The organism is Arthrobacter sp. Cza30, from assembly GCF_059090765.1.
The window spans coordinates 341712-360065 of record NZ_JBNHGA010000002.1 but is presented as its reverse complement, the minus strand read 5'-3'; the positions used below and the strand labels follow the sequence as shown (position 1 = coordinate 360065).

Below are 18354 nucleotides of genomic sequence, written 5' to 3'. Positions count from 1 at the left end.
ATCCCACCGGGGCGGGCCCGCGCTTCATTCCGGGCAACCGGCCGGCGTCACATAACCTGACCGGCCCGCCAACCGCTTAGTACAGATGCGATTCCTGGGTGATGCCGTAGGGCACGTCGTCGCTCAGCTCCACCGTAAACTGCCCGGGGCCGGTGCGCGTGACCAGGATGCCGCAATCGCCGTCGATGGCGGCGAGCTTTTGCAGCTCTTCGACCGCAGCATTCAGGAGATCGTGCGCTTCGGAAGCCGTCTGTGCGGTCAACGACTTGGTAGCCAGGGAAGTGGCCATGGTTCTGCCTTTCGTGGCCGGAGGTTTCCGCGCAGGAGAAACGCGGGATGGAAGCTTCCGGCCGGAACGAGCCTGCCATGCGGAACGGTGCATGGAACTTTACATTCTGCCATCCCAGATGACATCAGATGAATTTTCCACCGGCGTGGCGTGCGCCACTCCTGCCATGGCGGGGGCGGCGCACGCCGGTGCCGGCGGGACCGCCGCGGGTGCAGGGAGCCTGCAGCGGGGAGGGCGGGGGCACCCGGAGGCGGACCCGGCCCTAGAATGGGTTTAGCAGCCGGTGGACGAACTGCTGGGTGCGCTCCTCCCGCGGTTGGCGCAGCACCTGTTCGGGGTGTCCGCGTTCCACCACCACGCCGCCGTCCATGAACACCACTTCGCTGGCCACTTCACGGGCGAAGGCCAGCTCGTGGCTGACCAGGGCCATGGTCCAGCCCTCGTCAGCCAGTTCCTTGATCACGTGCAGCACGTCGCCGACCAGTTCGGGATCCAGTGCGGACGTGGGCTCGTCGAACAGCAGCAGCGAGGGTTTGAGCGCCAGGGCCCGGACAATGCCGACCCGCTGCTGCTGTCCGCCGGAGAGCTGATGCGGATACTGGTCTTCCTTGCCGGAGAGCCCGACGCGGTCCAGCAGCGACCTGGCCTCGCGCACCGCTTCGGCCTTGGGCCGCTTCTGCACCTGGACCGGGCCCTCGATGATGTTCTGCAGCACAGTCATGTGCGGAAACAGGTTGTAGTGCTGGAACACCATGGCGCTGCGGTCGCGCAGGGCGGCGATCTGTTTCCGGTTCACCGGCGAACCGAAGTCCACGGCCGGCCCGCCCGAAAAGGCGACCCGTCCGCCGTCGGGGGTTTCCAGGCCGTTCAGGCAACGCAGCACGGTGGTTTTGCCCGACCCGGAGGGTCCGATCAGGGCCAGGACGCCACCCGTCTGGACGGACAGATCGATGGACTTGAGCACCTGGTTGCTGCCGAAGGACTTTCGCAGGCCCTCCACGGTCAGCACCGGTCCGGCTGCGGAGCCGCGCTGCGAAGCGGCGGCGGAAGGGACGTCAGTGGGCGACATAGCGGTCCAGCCTCTTCTCCAGTCGGGACTGCCCGGCGGAGAGCACCAGGCAGAACACCCAGTAGACCGCCGCGGCCTCAATGTAGAGCAGCATGAACTCCTGGCTGAACGCCGCGATTTCCTGGGCGGCCCGGAACGCCTCGGTGACCAGGATCAGGGAGGCGAGGGAGGTGTCCTTGACCAGCGAGATGAAGGTATTGGACAGCGGCGGCACCGACACGCGCGCGGCCTGGGGCAGGATGATGCGGCGCAGGGTGGTGGTGCCGGCCATGCCGATGGTGTGGCCGGCTTCCCACTGGCCCTTGGGGACGGAGAGGATCGCGGCCCGGATGATCTCGGCCGCATATCCACCCACGTTCAGGGAGAACGCGATGACCGCGCTCGGCCAGGGGTCGAGCACCACGCCGATCGACGGCAGGCCGTAGAAGATCACGAACAGCTGGACCAGCAGGGGCGTGCCGCGGATCACCGAAACATAGGCGCGGGCGATGCCGGCCAGGACCCGGTTTCGGCCCAGCCGCATCAGGGCCACGACGAGCGCCAGCAGCAGGCCGATGGCGAAACTGGCCAGTGTGAGGGGGATGGTGCCGGTCAATCCGCCCTGGACTATAGGCCACAGCGAACTGCCGACGAGCTCCCAGTCGATGTCCATACGGTTACGTTAGCGTCTCCCTGAAAGCCGGCCGGATTACTTGCTGACGTCCGCGCCGAAGTACTTCTCCGAGATCTCCTCCAGCGTGCCGTCGGCGCGCAGCTCCTCCAGCGCCGTGTTGAAGGCCTCCACCAGGTCGTCGCTGCCCTTCTGGAAGGCGAAGGCGCTCTGCGTCTCCTCGTCCGTTTCGGCGGCTACCTTGATGTCTTTGTTGTCGTTGGTGGCCTGGTAGTCCAGGTAGGTCAGTTTGTCGTTGACGGTGGCGTCCACGCGGCCCTGCTCCAGCAGCGAAACCGCCTGCGCCCAGCCCTCCACGGCCTCGACGTCCGCGCCGGCGCCCTTGGCCAGTTTGTAGAAGTTGCTGGTCAGCGACTGGGCGGAGGTTTTGCCCTCCAGATCTGCCAGGGAGGAAATGTCGTTGTTGTCCGACTTCACGACGACGACGCCGGTGCTGACCGTGTACGGGTCCGAGAAGTCGTACTTGGCCAGGCGGTCTTCATTGATCGAAACCTGGTTGGCGATCACGTCGAAACGCCCCGCGTCCAGCCCCGCGAAGATGGCGTCCCACTGGGTCTCTTCAAACCGCACGTCGACGCCGAGCTTATCCGCCACCGCGGTGACGATCTCGACGTCGTAACCGGTCAGGTCGCCGGTGCCGTTTTCGTGGAAGGAGAACGGGCGGTAGGTACCCTCGGTCCCCACGGTGATCACGCCGGCGTCCTGGATCTCCTGCAGCGTGGTCGCGGCGGCGGAGGTCGCCGGCTCCGACCCCGACGGCGAGGACGTGCTGCAGCCGGCCAGCACCAGGGCGGCGGCTGCGGCGGCACCGAGGACGGACAAACGACGACGAATCATGGTGGAAAACCCCTTGTGATGTGGGACGACGAGCCAACCGGCGGGTGGCCGGCAAACGCTGAAGCTAGCACGTACAACAACGGGTACCTCAAGATATGTTCCGAACTGTGTCGGCAATGTGAGCAGCCGCACTCCCGGCGGCGCGCAGCGGCGTCGTTGGTGTTCTATTCCGGTGCCACCCGCACCACGAGTGCGCCCGGGTCGACGCGCATCACTAGGCGGGAACCCATGCCGATATGGTCGCCGTCCAGTTGCATCTCCTGGGGCCGGCCGGCGTGGATCTCCACGTGCTTGCCCTGGTAGTAGTCAACCGAGGGGTCCACGCTGCGGCCTCGTTTGGCGAGCCCGGCCAGCACGCCGAGCCAGCCCAGCCGGCCGCGGGGGGAGATGGTCATGACGTCCAGCAGGCCGTCGTCGAGCCGCGCGCCGGGAAACATTTCGAAGCCGCCTTGGATCTTGCCGCAGTTGCCGCCCATCACGCTGCGCATGCGCAGCGTGATGGGCTTGCCGCCGTCTATGGTGACCGTGGCGCGGACCGGCTTGCCCGGAAGGTTGCGCAGGCCGGCTTCCACGTAGGCCAGCCACCCGATGCGGTCCTTGAGTCCGTCGTCGGTGCCGCCGATCACGGCAGCGTCGAAGCCGAGACCGGCCATGACCAGGAACACGGAGTCGCCGCCCGACCTGTCCACGGTGGCCCGGACCACGTCGATCCGGCGGTCGCGGCCGGCCAACGCGATGCCTGCCGCGGTCTCCGGGTCGTCAACCGGCAGGTCCAGGTTGCGTGCCAGCAGGTTGCCGGTGCCCAGCGGGATCACGCCCAGCGGCATGTCGGTCGCCGCCAGCCGGCCGGCCACCCGCCGCACCGTTCCGTCACCGCCGGCGGCGATGACCAGATCGACGCCCGCTTCCAGCGCCTGGTGCGCCTGGCCGGCGCCCGGATCCTCGAGCGTGGTCTCAAGCCAGAGCGGTGGCTGCCAGCCGGTCTCGGCGCACAGGCCCTCGACCAGCGCCACCAGGTCGAAGTTGAACTTCTTGGACGGGTTCCAGACCACCGCGGCACGGCGGGAAGCTGGGGGAGCGGATTCGGTCATGGTGTCCTTACTGTCCTGTTTGCCGGGCCGAGGCCGGCGTCCCGACGAACCCATTCAAGCACCATCCCGCCGGTGCCGTCCGGCTCGACATCGCTGCTGGCCGCTTATAGGTTCTAACAGGACACCATCGGATCCGGGAGAAGAATTGCTTCGGCGCGCACTTGCACTCATCACGGCCCTGCTGCTGACGGTAGCGGTGGCTGCCTGCGCTCCGGAGCGGGAATCGCCGGAACCGACCGCCAGGGCACTGGCGGAAGCGCTGGCCGCCAACGACGTGTCGGACGTGCCCTTCGCCGATGCCACCGGCGCCCAGGTGCAGGAACAACTGGCCGCGCTGACCGAGGGGATGGACCCCTTAAAGCCCGAAGTCACCGTGGAAGGCGTCGAAGAGGTCGAATCCAACCTCTTCCGGGCCACCCTTTCCTATGACTGGCCGGTGGCCGATGCGGAGCAGGGCTGGAGCTACACCACCAGGGCCGACCTGCACTACGCCGAGGACGCCTGGCACGTCCGGTGGAAGCCCGAAATCCTGGAGCCCTCGCTTGCCGAGGGCGAACGGCTGGTGCTCTCCACCGAGGAACCGCGGCGCGGCCGGATCCTCGACGCCGAGGGAGAGGCGATCGTCAAGAACCGCCCGGTCAGGGTTGTCGGCATCGACAAGACAGGCCTCGACGCATCGGCCGCCGAGGACTCGGCGCGGGCGCTGGCCAAGCTGGTGGACATCGACGCAGCCGCTTACCTGGAAAAGGTTGAAGCCTACGGGCCCAAAGCTTTCGTGGACGCCATCACGCTGCGCGAGGACGCCTTTAACGAGCTGGACCAGAAGAAGCTGAAGGGCATCGAGGGCTTCCTGGCGGTGGGTGACCAGATTCCGTTGGCGCCAAACCGCACGTTCGCCGCTCCGGTGTTGGGATCGGTCCGGGAGGCCACGGCCGAGGACATCGAGAAGTCCAAGGGCACGGTGGTGGCGGGCGAGACCGTTGGCTCGTCCGGCTTGCAGGCAGCCTTTAACACCGAGCTCTCCGGCACGCCGGGAGCCACCGTCTCCGTTGTCGGGCAGCCCGCCGAAGAGGGCGGCGAAGCGCCGTCCCGCCAGCTGTTCCGCCAAGACCCGGTGGACGGCGAAAACGTGAAAACCACGCTCGTGCCGCAGTTGCAGTCGGCGGCCGAGGACATCCTGGCCGACATCGACTCGCCGAGTTCGATCGTCGCGCTGCGCCCGTCCACCGGTGCCGTCCTGGCGGCCGCGAACGGTCCGGACAGCGAAGGCTACAACACCGCGTTCCTGGGCCGGTACGCCCCCGGTTCCGCCTTCAAGATCGCCACCGCGCTGGGCATGCTGCGCAACGGCGCGACCCCCGATTCCGCCGTCACCTGCGACCCGGAACTGGTCGTGGACGGCCGAAGCTTTGAGAACGCGGACAGCTATCCCGCCGAGTTCACCGGCCGGATCACCTTGACCGAGGCCATCGCCCACTCCTGCAACACCGCGTTCATCGCCGAGCACCGGGAACTCTCCCAGGACCAGCTGGCTGATGCCGCCGGCGCCCTGGGCATCGGCATGACCGCGGACCCCGGCATCGAGGCCTTCATGGGCGAGGTGCCGCGCGAGGACACCAAGGGGACCGCGCACGCGGCCTCGCTGATCGGCCAGTCACGGGTGCAGGCGTCGCCGCTGGCGCTGGCCACGTTGATGGCGGCCGTGGTGGAAGGCGGTTCGGTGGTGCCGACGCTGGTGGACGGGCACGACCCCAAGGCCGAGCTCCCGGACGCGCCCGAACTGACCGCCGGGGAAGCCAAACAGTTGCGCAGCATGATGCGGTCGGCCGTGGTGGACGGCTATCTGGCCAACCTGACCGACCTGCCCGGGAAGCCCGCCATCGGCAAGACCGGCACCGCAGAGTACGGCTCGCAGGACCCGCCGCAGACCCACTCCTGGGTGATCGCCGGCCACGGGGACCTTGCCATCGCGGTGTTCGTGGAGGACGGCGAGCTGGGCTCCGAAACTGCCGGCCCGCTGGCCGAGGCGTTTCTGGAAGCCGCCGCCGGCTAGGCGTTAGACGACGACGGCGGTGCCCGCCCGGGTGCGTGAAGGCACCGAAGGCGGGCATCGCCGTCGTCAGCGGCCGGCCGGGGCAGAGGCCGCCAGGCGCCCGGCCTGCCTGCAGAGTTGCAGGCCTACCAGCGGTGGGCCACGTCAATCACCAGGCGGGACATGGTGCCCGGGCCGTCCAGGGTGAAGACCCGGAACGGCAAGCGGGCGCGCACGCCGAGGCCGATGGTGGTGTACCCCTCGAAACTGCCGCCCCAGGAGAGCTGGCGGAAGGTGGTGTAGCCGGTGACGTTCACCAGCTCCTTCGGGTTGGCCGGCCGGTAGGTACCGCGACCGTTGGAGTCATACGCAGGAGCCTTCACGACCACGGCCAGGTCGGCGCCGCCGCGCAGGGGGATCGCATGGCCGGATCCCTGGGCCCGCACCGTCCCGTACCTCACCGAGTAGCCGGCCACGTCGCCGCGCAGGTCCACGACCATGCGGTCGAAGCAGGCGTGCCGGCCGGTGCGCACGTTGGTGATGGGGGCGTTCGTGGTCCCCGGCGCGGACTCCGCCGTCGAGCCCCAGGTGATGCCGCAGTAGGGCGCCGCGGTGGCGGGGCCGGGTGCCACCAATCCCAGGCCGAGAACCAGCAGGATTACGGACAGCCATGTGGGGAGCTTGCGCATGGCACACCGCCTTTCATGGGGGTGACAGATGCACTCAGGATAGGGGCGTTTTCCGCGACGGGACCCGGCACGTTCGCGATAACGCCGCAACCGTTACGGCACGCGGCCCGGGCACGCTTTTCTTGATCCTCCGGTAATCGGAAACGCACTCCGCCCGTAACCAAACCCGGCGACGGAGAAGTGTTACGTCATTTCGTAACATAAATCACAGTCCTGAAATTTGGGCGCGACGAGTGGCATAATTTCAGCGTTAGCCGGTTACGGACCCCCACGTTTTTGCCGGGCCGGCGATCCCCCAAAGAGCCGGTCCCGCGTGAACACGCCGCGGGGCCGGCTCGATTTAAACGTCACACCATCCGCGCCGCCCAGAGGCGCCCGTTCTCAGCCCACGTCGAAGCTTTTGAACCCGCCGGTGGGCGGGCCGTACGTCGCTTCGACCGCATCCACCCGCCCCGGCGCCGTGCCGGACTCGAACGCGGCCGCGAACTGCCGTACTGCATCGTGCGGCCCCTCCGCCACCACGCCCACGGTGCCGTCCTCCTGGTTCACGGCCGAGCCCACCAGCCCCAGGCGTTCGGCGCGTTCCCGTGCCCAGTACCGGAAGCCCACTCCCTGGACCCGGCCGCTCACCGTCGCGCTCAGGCGGACGTTCCCGGTGGCTTCCTGTTGCATGCTTCGCTCCTGTTCGAACGTCGGTCCAGCGTACGACGGCGCCTCGCCTCAGGCAGCGCCGGAGCCGTAGGGGCGCGTGATGGCCTCCAGAAAGTGGCCGTTCGGGTCAGTGAAGTAGACGCCGCGGCCGCCGTCGTTGAGGTTGATTTGTTGGGGCCGGCTGCGGCCCGGGTCTGCCCAGTAGTCGATTCCGGCCGACCGGATGCGGGTGAGGATCCCGTCGAAGTCGTCCTCGGTGACCAGGAAGGCGTAATGCTGGGGCTGCACGTTCCCGCCGGTGTCCGCGTAGTCGAGTGCCACGCCGCCCTCCAGCAGGACCGTCATGAAGTGTCCGAACATCGGCTGCGGCGGATCGAGGCCGAAGATCTCCGCAAAGAATTCCGCCGACGCCTTCTTGTCTGCGGCGTAGACGATGGTGTGGTTGAACGAGACGGCCATGGCATGCTCCGAAGGCGGTGGCCGGGACCCGCGCCGGCCCCAATGCTGGTCCCATTCAACTCCGGGCGGGCCCGCCGGACAAGCGCCGAACCCGGGAGGGCCGCGGTTAACGAAGCAACGGACGACGCCGGCGCCGTGGTGGTCGCCGAAGCCGTCCGCTCCGTGGGAGGGGCTGGGCCGCCCCGTGCTGATGTCAGCCCTTCTGCGGCAGCCGCCAGACCGTGCAGTCCTGCGTGCTGATGGCGCGGCGCGAGCCGTCCGCCTCATCACGGATCCACACCAGGCCGACGCCGGGTGCGGTACGGTCGACGCGGCCCCGGTACTGGACGGCATTGTCCATGCGGGCCTCGACCGAATCGCCGCGGCGCAGATGTCCGAGATTGCGGATCCTGGTGGGGGTGGAATTGACCAGCGGGGACTGACCGGGTGCGGATAGTGTCATACGTGACCTCCTGTGTTGTGGCGGTAAGGGCGTGCTGTGCCAGGCGGATCAGCTGTGGGGCGGACCCTGCCGCGGCATCGTTCGGGGACTGCTCGTCAGGCGTGAAGCGCCGGCTCCTGCCGGGTGCCGGTGAGCGCTGACGGTAGGGGCTGCGAGGCGGCAGGGCGCGGGAAAGAGCTTCTCCGCTGATCCCTGCTGCAAACTTGGCGGTCCCTCAGCTGTCCGTTGGCATTCTCAGTTTAAGGAACACCCCCGGAGGGCCGGTTTATTCCGCCGGTGCAAGAAAAGTTTATTTGGGCCCTCCGTCGGTGGCGGCAGGCGGAGCCAGGCTTCGGCCACGGCAGATGGCGGGCGTTTCCCGCGGCACCGCGGCGCCACCGGGGAAGCGGCAGAAGCCTGAGGGCATGAGTGCGCGAGCGGTAGGTTCAGTCCCTGGGCGGCAGCTGCTGCAGCGCCCAGGTGTTGCCGTCCGGGTCGCTGAAGTAGACGAACTTACCCCACGGCTGCGCGTCCACGTCGCTCGCCGCGACGCCGCGGCCGAGCAGTTCTTCCCGGGCCGCTTCGGCATCGGCAACGACCATCTGGAGCCCCTGCTGCGAGCCGGGCGCCATCTCCGTGATGCCCTCGCCGATCACGATGGAACAGGCGGAGCCGGGCGGCGTGAGCTGCACGAACCGCAGGCCGTGGCTTACCCGGTGGTCGTGGTCGGCGTGAAAGCCGACCTGCTCCACGTAAAAATCCTTGGCCCGGTCGACGTCGGTGACCGGCACGGCCACCAGTTCGAGTTTCATCTCCATGCCGGACACGCTAGCGCCGGGAGGGCACCCGGCGGTAGGGTCCGGCGCGGGACTGCGGTCAGGCCCGGTCCGCAACCAGTTGGAGCCGGTACCCCTCGGACTTTTCGAACAGACGGCGTGGGTGGGAGCCACTGTTGGCCAGCCAGACGATGTCCGCATCAAGTGTTACCGCATCGACTCTTCCGGTGCGCAGCAGCGTTCCGTCCCTGTACACCTCCACCAAGGTGCCGGGAACGAGGTCCCAGTTTTCGAGCGGGGTCTCAGGCATGGTGGTGCTCCTCGGATCGGGTTAACGGCCGCGCATCTCTCCTCCACCATCCGGGCGGGCGAGGGCGGCCACAAGGGATCCGGCCGCATGTTCACAATGAATTCACGCACCTGCCAGCCGGCGCTGCCGGCTAATCCTCGAAATACCCGCGCTCCAACAGGGGGCCGGGGTGGTACAGGCAAACGGAGGTGCGTTCGCCCGAATCCCAATCCGCTTGCGTGGGGAACAAGAGCCGGTGGGTGCCGTCCGGAATCAACCGGGCTTCGAGAAACTGGGAAATCACCTCGCCGCAGAGGGGTTCGGCATCGCGTTGCAGCGCTGACAGACCCGGATACGGCTCGCCGGCGTGGGTGATGGTGCCGAATATCTCGCCTTCATGCGGCTCCTGGCAGGGCACCTGAAACAACGCGGTGGTCGTGGGGCCGGAGGAATACTCCCAATCGAAGAACACACAGTCGCCGACGGACGCCTCACCCAGGGCCGAGGGCTCCGCGCCGGAAGACCATTTCGTCGCGAGGAAGTCGTCGATGTAGGCACTCGTGCCCTCGGGATCCGCTGCTCCGACGGTCTCCGCGGGTGCTATGGTCGGGCGACCGGGCGAGGGAGAGGCCAGCCGGATGGGGCCATGGGATGTGCCGGCGGCAGGACCGGTGGCGGACCCGCCGCCGGAGGCTGCCGGAGTGGCACTCGCCGTGGCCGGGGATGCCGCTCCTGCTTCCGCCTCCGGTTCCGTGCAGCCCGCGAGCAGCAACGCGCACACCGCCATCAGGGCGGCCGTCGGCCTGGTCCGCATGTTCCCCCGATGCCCGGCACCACAGCCGCCCGACCGGCGGCTGGAATCCTCAGCAGCCTAGCAGGCTGTGCCGCCGGCCCGGGGCACGCTCTGCCCACGGAGGCGTGTGCTACCCGATCCATCGGTCACGCGGCTTGCTCAGCGCGGCGTTCCCGCTCTTGCCCCTCGGGCCAAGCAGGCTTTAGACGGCGGCAGCAGCGGCGTCGGCCGTCTTCTTCCGGTGGATGGCCAGGAAGGAAGAAATCCTGCGTACCGCCTCCTCGATGTCCTCCACCGACGGCAGGATCACGAACCGGAAGTGGTCCGGCGTGGGCCAGTGGAAGGCGCTGCCGTGCGAAACCAGGATTTTCTCCTCCTCGAGCAGGTCCAGGACAAACTTCTCGTCGTCCTCGAACGGATACACGGCAGGATCCAGCTTGGGGAACAGGTACATCGCCCCGGCCGCGGGAACGCAGCTGACGCCCGGGATCTGGTTGAGCAGCCGGCAGGCCAGGTCGCGCTGTTCGTGCAGCCGACCCCCGGGCTTCACCAGGTCGCCGATGGACTGGTAGCCGCCCAGCGACGTCTGAATGGCGTGCTGCGCCGGGACGTTCGAGCACAGTCGGAGCGAGGCCAGCAGCTCCAGTGATTCACGGTAGGCCGCGGTCTCGGCGCGCGGCCCGCTGATGGCCACCCAGCCGGCCCGATAGCCGGGCATCCGGTACGCCTTGGACAGCCCGCTGAACGTCAGTACCGGCAAGTCCGGCGCGACCGAGGCGGTGTGGACGTGGACGGCGCCGTCGTAGGTGATCTTCTCGTAGATTTCGTCCGAGAACAGGACCAGATCGTGCTTGCGCGCCAGGGCCGCGAACTGTTCCAGCACGTGCCGCGGGTAGACGGCGCCGGTGGGGTTGTTCGGGTTGATCAGCACGATCGCCCGCGTCCGGTCGGTGATTTTGGCTTCGACGTCCTTCATGTCCGGCCACCAGTGGTTGTCCTCATCGCAGAGGTAGTGCACGGCCTTGCCGCCGGAGAGCGTGACGGACGCGGTCCACAGGGGGTAGTCGGGAGCAGGGATCAGCACCTCGTCGCCGTTTTCCAAAAACGCCTGCAGCGTCATGGAGATCAGCTCGGACACCCCGTTGCCGATGAAGATGTCCTCCACGCCGATCTGCATCAGGCCCTTGGTCTGGTAGTACTGCGAAATGGCCGTGCGGGCGGAGAAGATGCCCTTTGAGTCGCTGTAGCCCTGGGCGCCGCGCAGGTGGTGGATCATGTCCACCACGATCGACTCCGGCGCCTCCAGCCCGAACGGTGCCGGGTCGCCGAGATTCATCCGCAGGATGCGGTGGCCCTCCGCCTCCATCTTCTTGGCCGCGTGCAAAATCGGGCCGCGAAGTTCGTACCGGACGTTCTGGAGTTTGCTGGAATGTTGCATGGGACGCATGCCCTATTTTTTCACAGAGTGCATCGGGCGTTCATGTGGGCTTCACCACGGCCAGCAATCGCGACGATGCCACTGCCTGGACCAAACCCTGCACGACGGCGGTAGTCCGCCCCGCACCGCTCGTGTGGCGGCCGCAGCTCTGGTGCGCAGACCCGCTGACGGCATAGCGTGATCAGCGTCGAGGAAGCGTTCATCACGGAGGAAAGCCATGAGCCTTAAGCACATCAATCCTGCCGGCATGTACCGCAGCCCGGCCTTTTCCCAGGGCGTACTCATCGAGGGGCCGGGAAAGCTGTTGATTGTCGGCGGCCAGAACGGAGTGGACGCGGACGGGCAACTGGTCGCCGGCGACCTCGCGGGCCAGACGGTGCAGGCTATGCGCAACCTGTTGGCCGTCCTGGCTGAGGCCGGTGCCGGCCCGGAGCACGTCGCCAAACTGAATATCCACCTCGCCGCCGGCCAGGACGCCAACGAGGGTTTCGCCGCCGCCGCCGAAGTCTGGGGTCCGGTACCGACGGCGGTCACCGTCCTGCAGGTCGGATTTGCCCGGCCCGGCGTGCTGGTCGAAGTCGACGCCATCGCCCAGGTGCCGGAAGGGGCCTGACGCCATGCGGGAATGCCAGGAGGCGGGGGCGGGCGGCCTGCCTAGCGGCCGCTGACCACGTTTGCGAGGCGGGCAGACCAGTGCGTTTGTGCCGCGTTCGTCGCGTACTCGCGACGGTCCGCGTACCTGTATGCGGCATAGAGAGCGGTCGCCCCCATCCAGCGGATCGGCTCGATCTCCCAGGCGCGTGCCTGCCGCCCGACCCATGGAAGGCGGGTGAGCTCGGTATCCTCGCCGAGGATGAGGTCGCGGACGGTTCTGGCGGCCAGGTTTGTGCCCGACAGGCCATGCCCCACATACCCTCCGGCGGTAATGATCCCCTTGCCGCGGTCGATATTCACCGAGGCGCACCAATCCCGGGGTGCCCCGAGGACACCGGACCATGACTGTTCGATCCGGGCGTTAATCAGGGAGGGGAAAAGCTCCACCAGCCTTTGCTTGAGCTGGTGGACGGCAGAGTCGGCAGTTCTTCCGTCCCGGTCGAAGCTTGAACGGAAATTGTAGGGCACCCCTCTGCCACCGATCGCGATGCGCCCGTCCTGGGTGCGGTGCATGTACGTAAAGCTGTGGGCGACATCGCCGACCAGTTCCCCGCCGGCCCAGTTGGTCTCTTCGAGCTGGGCCGCCGTCAGCGGTTCAGTAATGAGCATGCTGCTGTTCATGGGAAGTAACCTGCGGGCCTTGCCCTTGAGCGAAAGTGTGTAGCCCTCGAGCGCCTCGACAATGTACTTGGCCTGCACGACTCCGCGGTCCGTGACGACGCGGTGCGCAGCGACGCTCACGGCAGTGGTCGACTCGTAAATGGCGACCCCCAGTTCCTCCACTACCCTCGCCAGTCCGAGCGTGTACTTGGCCGGGTGGACTCTCGCGCAATGGGGAGTCCAATATCCGCCCAACGCGCCCTCAACGCGGACCCGTTCGCTGAGTTCTGATGGGGTGAGCTCGAAGACGTCGTCGTCGCCCCATCCCTGGGCCTTCATTTCGCCGACGTGGGTGCGCGCCCGGGACAACTGTGCGGCATTGGTTGCCACGTGCACGAGTCCGTCGTGGACAAGGTCCTCCGCGAAGCCTTCGGCTCGGGCCACGCCGACAGACTCCTGTACGGCTCCAAACATCTCCCGCTGAAGATTGCGGGCCGCATCGACGCCACCGGACCGTGCGTAGCGCCGGAACTGGCCGGCAGGCTCGGCGCTCATCCAGCCACCGTTGCGCCCGGAGGCACCGAAACCAGCGAATTCCCGCTCGAGGATGGCGATATTGAGGTCAGGCCTGGCCTTCTTGAGGTAGTACGCGGTCCAGAGCCCTGTCAGCCCGCCGCCGACGACGGCTACGTCGACGGCAATATGACCCTGAAGCGGAGCGCGTTTCTGCGGTGTACCAACGCTCCTCATCCAGAACGAGACGTCGCCGTTGACAAAACGTGAGTGCACCTGCTGCGCCATGTTGAATCCATATCGCTCGTTGGGAAAGGTCGTCGCTGACGCGAGCCTAATCTCAACGGTGCACTGAGTTCGCCGTCCTGCAGTATGAATACGAGGATTGGTTTAGCCAGTAGTCCAATTCGCCGCGGTGTGTCCTAGCGGCCCCTCGTCGCCTCCCAGGCCTGGTAAGCAATCCAAAATGCTGAGAGGTCGGCGGAGCGGGCCATGCTCAGCCCGGTTTCCTGCTCAATCCTGTTGAGGCGGTAGGAAAGCGTCTGACGGTGCACGTCGAGCTCATCAGCCGTGTTCTGCCAGTGCCGATCGTTCCGGAGGTAGGCGAAAAGTGTTTCGCGCAGTTTTGTCGACGCGGCGCTGGAGCCGGCCAGCGGACCGAGCACGCCGGAAATGATCTCGTCGGCTTCGCGGCGCGACCTGCTGAGGACGGAAATCGTCGTGCCTTCGAACTCCGTCCACAGCCGGTCTCCGTAAGGCGCCGACGCCAGGACGCGTGCCGCTTCTTCCGCTGCGCTCCTGATGTCCTGATAGTCCGTGAAGACCGAGGACACCCCGAAGCGGATGCCAGTGGGTTGCATGCTCCGTCGCACGTCCGCCACGATGTCCAGCGGAATGAGCGCGAGGTGGTTCGCACGCCCGGCACCTACAAGGACAGGCAGTTGCTGCACAGCAACGCGGCGCGCGACAGCCTCTCCATCGTCCGACGGGAAGGCGGCTATCTGGAAGCCACCCGATGCCTGATGTCCCCCCAAAAGCTCGTCTGCCTCGGGAGTGAGGACACCGTTCAGTAGCCGGTTCAGGGCGCGGGCAGAGGCTTCGACGCGATAACCCGCGGCATTGAGGACCCTGTCGACGCTCACTTCAAGCACCTTCATCAGGTGCACCAGGATGAAACTATCCAGCGGCTCTCCGGGATGCTCCAGGATCAAGAGCTCGGCGGCCTGGCTTCCCCGCAAGCGATACCTGCGCCACTGGGAATTCGGGCCGGGGGAGTCCTCGGTGCCGGAGGCGAGAACCGTCAGGCCGGTGAGGCCGTCTTCAATCCGCAGCCCGACGTTCAGGAGCGACGACAGGTTCCTCATCAACCCGGTTGCATCTTCATCAGTGTTGGCCGTGATCTGGTACAGCTTGCTGAGCTTGAGCACCTGCAGGATGCGGGAGGAGGATGTTGCCGCAGCTACGTGGCGCGCCACCACGGCATAGGGGGTCTGTGCGGCGGCAAGCAGGACGGGAAAGTTCCGGCGGTCGGCCTCGGCGAGCATCGCCGTGGAAACGGGTGGGGAAATCTCATGGTCGCCGATCATCAGCCCGGCCAGCCCGGCCTCGTCGAGCCGGCTGATGAAGCCGACCTGCTCTTCCGGTTCGGCAGGCACGCAAAGGCCGACCGTCATCAGCAACTCGTGCGGGCCGAGCCATTGCTCCGGCGACTGCATCTCGCAGCTGTGCGCCCAAAGCACTTCCCGCTCGAGCCCGGTTTCGCCCGCGAGGACGGTGATGGCGAGACTCGAAGCCGTTACCAGGTCTTTGATCCTCATCACGGTCTCACTGTCAGCCATGCTTTTAGATTTTGCCACAGTCCACGATTGAAATTCGTATGAAAGTACAGTTGGGCGGCGGTGGCTTATCGAGTTCCATGGAATAGGGCCCATGGCAGCCAGATGCCGGTACAGGCCGGAGCACTCTTTCCAGCGCTATCCTCCGCCAGCTGCGAGTGCTGATCCCTCAGCCACAACATAGGAGTTGTCGAAATGAGTGACACCACTACCAGGCCACCGACAGGTGTGCTCGCCCGCGTCGAAAGCAGATCGATCGACTACGTTCCGCACAGTGAACGCCGCGGACGGTTGTCGGATCAGGCGACCATCTGGTTCGCCGGCAGCGCTCAGTTGCTGTCGCTGGCGACCGGGGCCATCGGCATCTCGCTCGGCCTGAACCTGGGATGGACGCTCGTAGCCCTGGCCATCGGGACTTTCCTGGGGACCATTCCGGTATCCGCCCACGCTACGCAGGGTCCGCACCTCGGGCTGCCGCAGATGATCCAGTCCCGCCCGCAGTTCGGACGGTACGGTGCGCTGTTCATTTGGGTGATGGCGATAGCCGTTTACTGGGGCTACATCGTCTTGGGCGGCAACCTGCTGGGTGCGACTGCCGCCGAACTGACCGGCGGAGGGCCACAACCATGGGCGGTTGCCGTCTGCCTGGCGGCCGTGCTGCTGGCGATTTTCGGCTACCACTGGCTCCACGCGGCCCAGCGGATCATTACCTGGTTTTTGGTAGCCGTCATTCTCGTCTACGTCGTTGGCCTCGCTGTCAGCGGACGGATTCCCGCGGAACTCTTCGACTTGTCGCAGACCTTCAGCGTCGCACCCTTCCTAGTGGTGGTGTCGGCCGCGACCGGATACCAGCTCACCTGGGCGTTCTTCGTTTCGGATTACTCCCGCTATATGCCGGCAAACACCAGCAAGCGGGCGATTATCGCCGTTACTTCCGGCGGGCTTTTCTTCGGCCTGTTCGCCTTCATGAGTGTGGGCGCGGTGTGCGCTGCGCTCCTTCCAACCGAGGGGATTGTCAGCGGGCTCGCGATTACCGGAAGCTATGTTTTCCCCGGATTGGGCGAACTGATGCTGATCAGCGGCGGACTCGGGCTGCTGGGACTCATGGCCATGTGCGCCTACGGCGGCTCCCTGACGCTCATCACGGCCCTCGACAGCATCCGGAGCATGCAGCCGACGAAAAAGCTGCGGCTCGTCACCATCCTGGTGATCGGCATCACGGGAACGGTCGCCGCAGTGCTTATTCCCGAAGACTTCCTGAACACCAGATTTGCCCTGGTGCTCACCGTCGTCGGCTACCTCATGGGACCTTGGACTTCGGTGAACCTGACCGACTTCTTCATCGTGCGGCGCGGGCACTACTCCGTAGCGGAAATGTTCAAGAAGAACGGGGTGTACGGGCTGTGGAACTGGAGGGGCATCGCCGCCTACCTTGCCGCCCTGTTGATCATGGTCCCGTTCATGAACCTTGGCTTCTATCAAGGAACCGTCGCCGCGGCACTCGGCGGCGTGGACATCGCCTTCTTCGTCGGCATCCCGGCAGGCTGCCTGATTTACTGGCTTCTGTGCCGCAACCAGGACCTCGACGCCGAGCGGGCAGCAGTGGCCTCCTCGGACAAGGATCTCGACCTGGTCGGCAAGCCGATCGAATAGCAGCTACGGGCTGAACGCCCGGATCTCTCCGTACGCTGGGTGCGGTCGCGGACTACCAAGTGCGGCCGCACCAGAGCGCGCTGACGGCGGTACGACGGCGGCGCGCGCCGCCGTCGTAAACTTCCTTGGAAAGGGTGGCACGCGCCTACTGCCGGCGTGCATCGCCGTCGTGCTATTCCTTCGGAAGTCCCGCACCTACTGCGGCCGGACCGGATGCTTGCTGACGATGGAGACCCGGTTGAAGGCGTTCATCGCCACGGTGATCCAGCTGACCGCGGAGAACTCGTCGTCGGTGAGTTCCTCGCGGGCTGCGGAATAGGCGCGCTCCTGGCTGTGGTGCTCCGGCAGTTCGGTCAGCGCCTCGGCCAAGGCCAGCGCGGCCCGTTCCTTGTCGGTGAAAACCTCTGTGTCCCGCCAGGACGGAAGCACGGAAAGCCGCTGCGCCGTCTCGCCTTCGCCCAGGGCCAGCCGGGTGTGCATATTCAGGCAGTACGCACAGCCGTTGATCTGCGAGATGCGCAGGTTCAGCAGTTCCACCAGTTTCCGGTCCAAGCCTGCCGCTTCGGCCGCTTCGCCGACCTTGAGCGCCAGGCCGTTGAGCGCGCGATAGGCTGCCGGCGTCTGCTTGTCGATGTAGAACTTGGCGGGACGATTGTCGGAACTCACTCATGCCTCCTGCATTGCTGGTCAGCCTTCATTCTCTCAGCACTGCCGACGGGAGCCGCGGAGGAGTAGCGTGTGCCCCATGGAATTCGATGCACCCTTCACGGAACCAACTGCACGGCGGATCCGGGTGCGGCTGGGTGGAAGCCTGGTAGCGGACAGCACCCGGGCCAGGCTGCTGGTCCAGTACGGCCGCGACGGTCTGCCGACCTACTATCTGCCGCGGGAGGACGTCGCGGAAGAGGCGCTGACCAATGCGCGCCCCGGGCCGGCGGGCCAGCAACTCTGGGATGTGGCCATCGGCAAGAAGCGCGCGGAGGCCGGGGCGTGGGAGCATCCGGAAGTGCACGGTTCGATGCGCGAACTGGCCGGCCACGTGACCTTCTCCTGGCGGCAGCTGGAGTGGTACGAGGAAGACGAACGCGCGCAGGTACATGCCCGCGATCCCTACAAGCGGGTGGACACGCTGCGCAGCTCGCGCCGGGTCCAGGTCTACCTAAAGGGCGAGAAGATCGCCGACAGCATCCGACCGCTGATGCTCTTCGAAACACATCTTCCCGTCCGCTACTACCTGCCCGCCGACGACGTGCGCACGGATCTCTTGGAAGCCAGCGACGCAGTGACCAGCTGCCCGTACAAGGGGCAGGCCCGTTACTGGTCGGTCCGCGTCGGCCAGGCGGTCGTTCACGATGTGGTGTGGAGCTACCCGGATCCGATCCCGGAAAATCCCAAGATCCGCGATCTCTTCTGCTTCTACAACGAGAAGGTGGACCTGGTCGTCGACGGCCAGGCGCAGGAAAAGCCGGACACGCCCTGGTCGTGATTTCCGTCCCCGTTTCGCTCCGGGCCTGCGCTGCCATCGAGAGCGGCTGATACCCGACGCGGGCACGTCAGGGACGGCCGTTCCCGCACGGCTCGGCCGCTCTGGATAA

20 protein-coding genes are annotated in these 18354 nt (G+C 66.5%); 4 read left to right on the top strand and 16 right to left on the bottom strand.

The genetic code is table 11. From position 1 onward, the window contains the following. Positions 1 to 76: 76 nt before the first annotated feature. From AC5RVZ_RS06950 to AC5RVZ_RS06930, 5 genes are all read right to left on the bottom strand, one after another. On the bottom strand, positions 77 to 289 hold the full coding sequence (locus AC5RVZ_RS06950; protein WP_494000808.1) for a hypothetical protein: 213 nt from the start codon (positions 287 to 289) through the stop codon (positions 77 to 79). Positions 290 to 551: 262 nt separating this feature from the next. Further along, on the bottom strand, positions 552 to 1358 hold the full coding sequence (locus AC5RVZ_RS06945) for an amino acid ABC transporter ATP-binding protein (RefSeq protein ID WP_494065039.1): 807 nt from the start codon (positions 1356 to 1358) through the stop codon (positions 552 to 554). After that, positions 1345 to 2004: an amino acid ABC transporter permease gene (locus tag AC5RVZ_RS06940; protein ID WP_494065506.1), complete on the bottom strand. Its 660-nt coding sequence runs from the start codon at positions 2002 to 2004 to the stop codon at positions 1345 to 1347. Before AC5RVZ_RS06940 ends, AC5RVZ_RS06945 begins: the two co-directional genes overlap by 14 nt. Positions 2005 to 2046: 42 nt before the next feature. Next, positions 2047 to 2865, bottom strand: coding sequence for an amino acid ABC transporter substrate-binding protein (locus AC5RVZ_RS06935; protein ID WP_494065038.1), 819 nt, complete (start codon positions 2863 to 2865; stop codon positions 2047 to 2049). 164 nt (positions 2866 to 3029) lie between these two features. After that, a complete protein-coding gene (locus AC5RVZ_RS06930) occupies positions 3030 to 3956 on the bottom strand; it encodes a diacylglycerol/lipid kinase family protein (protein ID WP_494065037.1) in 927 nt (308 codons plus the stop codon). A gap of 145 nt (positions 3957 to 4101) precedes the next feature. On the opposite strand from AC5RVZ_RS06930, the gene AC5RVZ_RS06925 reads away from it, so the two are divergent. Continuing rightward, positions 4102 to 6009, top strand: coding sequence for a penicillin-binding transpeptidase domain-containing protein (locus AC5RVZ_RS06925; RefSeq protein ID WP_494065036.1), 1908 nt, complete (start codon positions 4102 to 4104; stop codon positions 6007 to 6009). 125 nt (positions 6010 to 6134) lie between these two features. On the opposite strand, the gene AC5RVZ_RS06920 is transcribed toward AC5RVZ_RS06925, so the two are convergent. The 8 genes from AC5RVZ_RS06920 to AC5RVZ_RS06885 all read right to left on the bottom strand — a co-directional run bounded on the left by AC5RVZ_RS06920 (position 6135) and on the right by AC5RVZ_RS06885 (position 11513). Further along, positions 6135 to 6677 carry an AMIN-like domain-containing (lipo)protein gene (locus AC5RVZ_RS06920; RefSeq protein ID WP_494065035.1) on the bottom strand — a complete coding sequence of 181 codons (543 nt, stop codon included), beginning with the start codon at positions 6675 to 6677 and terminating at the stop codon, positions 6135 to 6137. A gap of 381 nt (positions 6678 to 7058) precedes the next feature. Continuing rightward, complete coding sequence (locus AC5RVZ_RS06915; protein WP_494065034.1) at positions 7059 to 7349, bottom strand: acylphosphatase; 291 nt, start codon at positions 7347 to 7349, stop codon at positions 7059 to 7061. Positions 7350 to 7397: 48 nt separating this feature from the next. Beyond that, entirely contained in the window at positions 7398 to 7787 is a 390-nt protein-coding gene (locus tag AC5RVZ_RS06910) for a VOC family protein (protein WP_494065033.1), read from the bottom strand. Positions 7788 to 7980: 193 nt separating this feature from the next. After that, entirely contained in the window at positions 7981 to 8229 is a 249-nt protein-coding gene (locus AC5RVZ_RS06905; RefSeq protein WP_493978913.1) for a hypothetical protein, read from the bottom strand. Between the two features lie 425 nt (positions 8230 to 8654). Beyond that, a complete protein-coding gene (locus tag AC5RVZ_RS06900) occupies positions 8655 to 9026 on the bottom strand; it encodes a glyoxalase superfamily protein (protein ID WP_494065032.1) in 372 nt (123 codons plus the stop codon). Between the two features lie 58 nt (positions 9027 to 9084). Beyond that, the gene (locus AC5RVZ_RS06895) at positions 9085 to 9294 is read right to left on the bottom strand and encodes a hypothetical protein (protein WP_493978911.1); all 210 of its coding nucleotides are present in this window, start codon (positions 9292 to 9294) and stop codon (positions 9085 to 9087) included. 130 nt (positions 9295 to 9424) lie between these two features. Beyond that, positions 9425 to 10060 (bottom strand): septum formation family protein, encoded by a 636-nt coding sequence (locus AC5RVZ_RS06890; RefSeq protein WP_494065031.1) that lies wholly within the window; start codon positions 10058 to 10060, stop codon positions 9425 to 9427. Between the two features lie 208 nt (positions 10061 to 10268). Next, positions 10269 to 11513, bottom strand: a complete 1245-nt coding sequence (locus tag AC5RVZ_RS06885) for a pyridoxal phosphate-dependent aminotransferase (protein WP_494065030.1) — start codon at positions 11511 to 11513, stop codon at positions 10269 to 10271. A gap of 208 nt (positions 11514 to 11721) precedes the next feature. Here AC5RVZ_RS06885 and AC5RVZ_RS06880 point away from each other — a divergent pair, with 208 nt between their 5' ends. Next, the gene (locus tag AC5RVZ_RS06880; protein ID WP_494065029.1) at positions 11722 to 12117 is read left to right on the top strand and encodes a RidA family protein; all 396 of its coding nucleotides are present in this window, start codon (positions 11722 to 11724) and stop codon (positions 12115 to 12117) included. Between the two features lie 41 nt (positions 12118 to 12158). Here the strand turns inward: AC5RVZ_RS06880 and AC5RVZ_RS06875 are convergent, their stop codons facing one another. Both AC5RVZ_RS06875 and AC5RVZ_RS06870 read right to left on the bottom strand, forming a co-directional pair. Continuing rightward, positions 12159 to 13559 (bottom strand): NAD(P)/FAD-dependent oxidoreductase, encoded by a 1401-nt coding sequence (locus AC5RVZ_RS06875; RefSeq protein ID WP_494065028.1) that lies wholly within the window; start codon positions 13557 to 13559, stop codon positions 12159 to 12161. Between the two features lie 134 nt (positions 13560 to 13693). Then, positions 13694 to 15109: a PucR family transcriptional regulator gene (locus AC5RVZ_RS06870; protein WP_494065027.1), complete on the bottom strand. Its 1416-nt coding sequence runs from the start codon at positions 15107 to 15109 to the stop codon at positions 13694 to 13696. A 192-nt stretch (positions 15110 to 15301) separates the two neighbouring features. Here AC5RVZ_RS06870 and AC5RVZ_RS06865 point away from each other — a divergent pair, with 192 nt between their 5' ends. After that, a complete protein-coding gene (locus AC5RVZ_RS06865) occupies positions 15302 to 16759 on the top strand; it encodes a purine-cytosine permease family protein (protein ID WP_494065026.1) in 1458 nt (485 codons plus the stop codon). Positions 16760 to 16954: 195 nt separating this feature from the next. Here the strand turns inward: AC5RVZ_RS06865 and AC5RVZ_RS06860 are convergent, their stop codons facing one another. Next, positions 16955 to 17425 (bottom strand): carboxymuconolactone decarboxylase family protein, encoded by a 471-nt coding sequence (locus AC5RVZ_RS06860; protein ID WP_494065025.1) that lies wholly within the window; start codon positions 17423 to 17425, stop codon positions 16955 to 16957. Between the two features lie 79 nt (positions 17426 to 17504). Here AC5RVZ_RS06860 and AC5RVZ_RS06855 point away from each other — a divergent pair, with 79 nt between their 5' ends. Continuing rightward, positions 17505 to 18245: a DUF427 domain-containing protein gene (locus AC5RVZ_RS06855; protein ID WP_494065024.1), complete on the top strand. Its 741-nt coding sequence runs from the start codon at positions 17505 to 17507 to the stop codon at positions 18243 to 18245. Positions 18246 to 18354 lie beyond the last annotated feature (109 nt).

Bases quoted from the DNA above. Each gene is read 5' to 3' on its own strand.
- AC5RVZ_RS06920 (WP_494065035.1), bottom strand. From the start codon at position 6,677: ATGCGCAAGCTCCCCACATGGCTGTCCGTAATCCTGCTGGTTCTCGGC.
- AC5RVZ_RS06905 (WP_493978913.1), bottom strand. From the start codon at position 8,229: ATGACACTATCCGCACCCGGTCAGTCCCCGCTGGTCAATTCCACCCCC.
- AC5RVZ_RS06885 (WP_494065030.1), bottom strand. From the start codon at position 11,513: ATGCGTCCCATGCAACATTCCAGCAAACTCCAGAACGTCCGGTACGAA.
- AC5RVZ_RS06890 (WP_494065031.1), bottom strand. From the start codon at position 10,060: ATGGCGGTGTGCGCGTTGCTGCTCGCGGGCTGCACGGAACCGGAGGCG.
- AC5RVZ_RS06895 (WP_493978911.1), bottom strand. From the start codon at position 9,294: ATGCCTGAGACCCCGCTCGAAAACTGGGACCTCGTTCCCGGCACCTTG.
- AC5RVZ_RS06950 (WP_494000808.1), bottom strand. From the start codon at position 289: ATGGCCACTTCCCTGGCTACCAAGTCGTTGACCGCACAGACGGCTTCC.
- AC5RVZ_RS06910 (WP_494065033.1), bottom strand. From the start codon at position 7,787: ATGGCCGTCTCGTTCAACCACACCATCGTCTACGCCGCAGACAAGAAG.
- AC5RVZ_RS06900 (WP_494065032.1), bottom strand. From the start codon at position 9,026: ATGGAGATGAAACTCGAACTGGTGGCCGTGCCGGTCACCGACGTCGAC.
- AC5RVZ_RS06915 (WP_494065034.1), bottom strand. From the start codon at position 7,349: ATGCAACAGGAAGCCACCGGGAACGTCCGCCTGAGCGCGACGGTGAGC.
- AC5RVZ_RS06880 (WP_494065029.1), top strand. From the start codon at position 11,722: ATGAGCCTTAAGCACATCAATCCTGCCGGCATGTACCGCAGCCCGGCC.
- AC5RVZ_RS06945 (WP_494065039.1), bottom strand. From the start codon at position 1,358: ATGTCGCCCACTGACGTCCCTTCCGCCGCCGCTTCGCAGCGCGGCTCC.
- AC5RVZ_RS06930 (WP_494065037.1), bottom strand. From the start codon at position 3,956: ATGACCGAATCCGCTCCCCCAGCTTCCCGCCGTGCCGCGGTGGTCTGG.
- AC5RVZ_RS06870 (WP_494065027.1), bottom strand. From the start codon at position 15,109: ATGGCTGACAGTGAGACCGTGATGAGGATCAAAGACCTGGTAACGGCT.
- AC5RVZ_RS06935 (WP_494065038.1), bottom strand. From the start codon at position 2,865: ATGATTCGTCGTCGTTTGTCCGTCCTCGGTGCCGCCGCAGCCGCCGCC.
- AC5RVZ_RS06865 (WP_494065026.1), top strand. From the start codon at position 15,302: ATGAGTGACACCACTACCAGGCCACCGACAGGTGTGCTCGCCCGCGTC.
- AC5RVZ_RS06875 (WP_494065028.1), bottom strand. From the start codon at position 13,559: ATGGCGCAGCAGGTGCACTCACGTTTTGTCAACGGCGACGTCTCGTTC.
- AC5RVZ_RS06855 (WP_494065024.1), top strand. From the start codon at position 17,505: ATGGAATTCGATGCACCCTTCACGGAACCAACTGCACGGCGGATCCGG.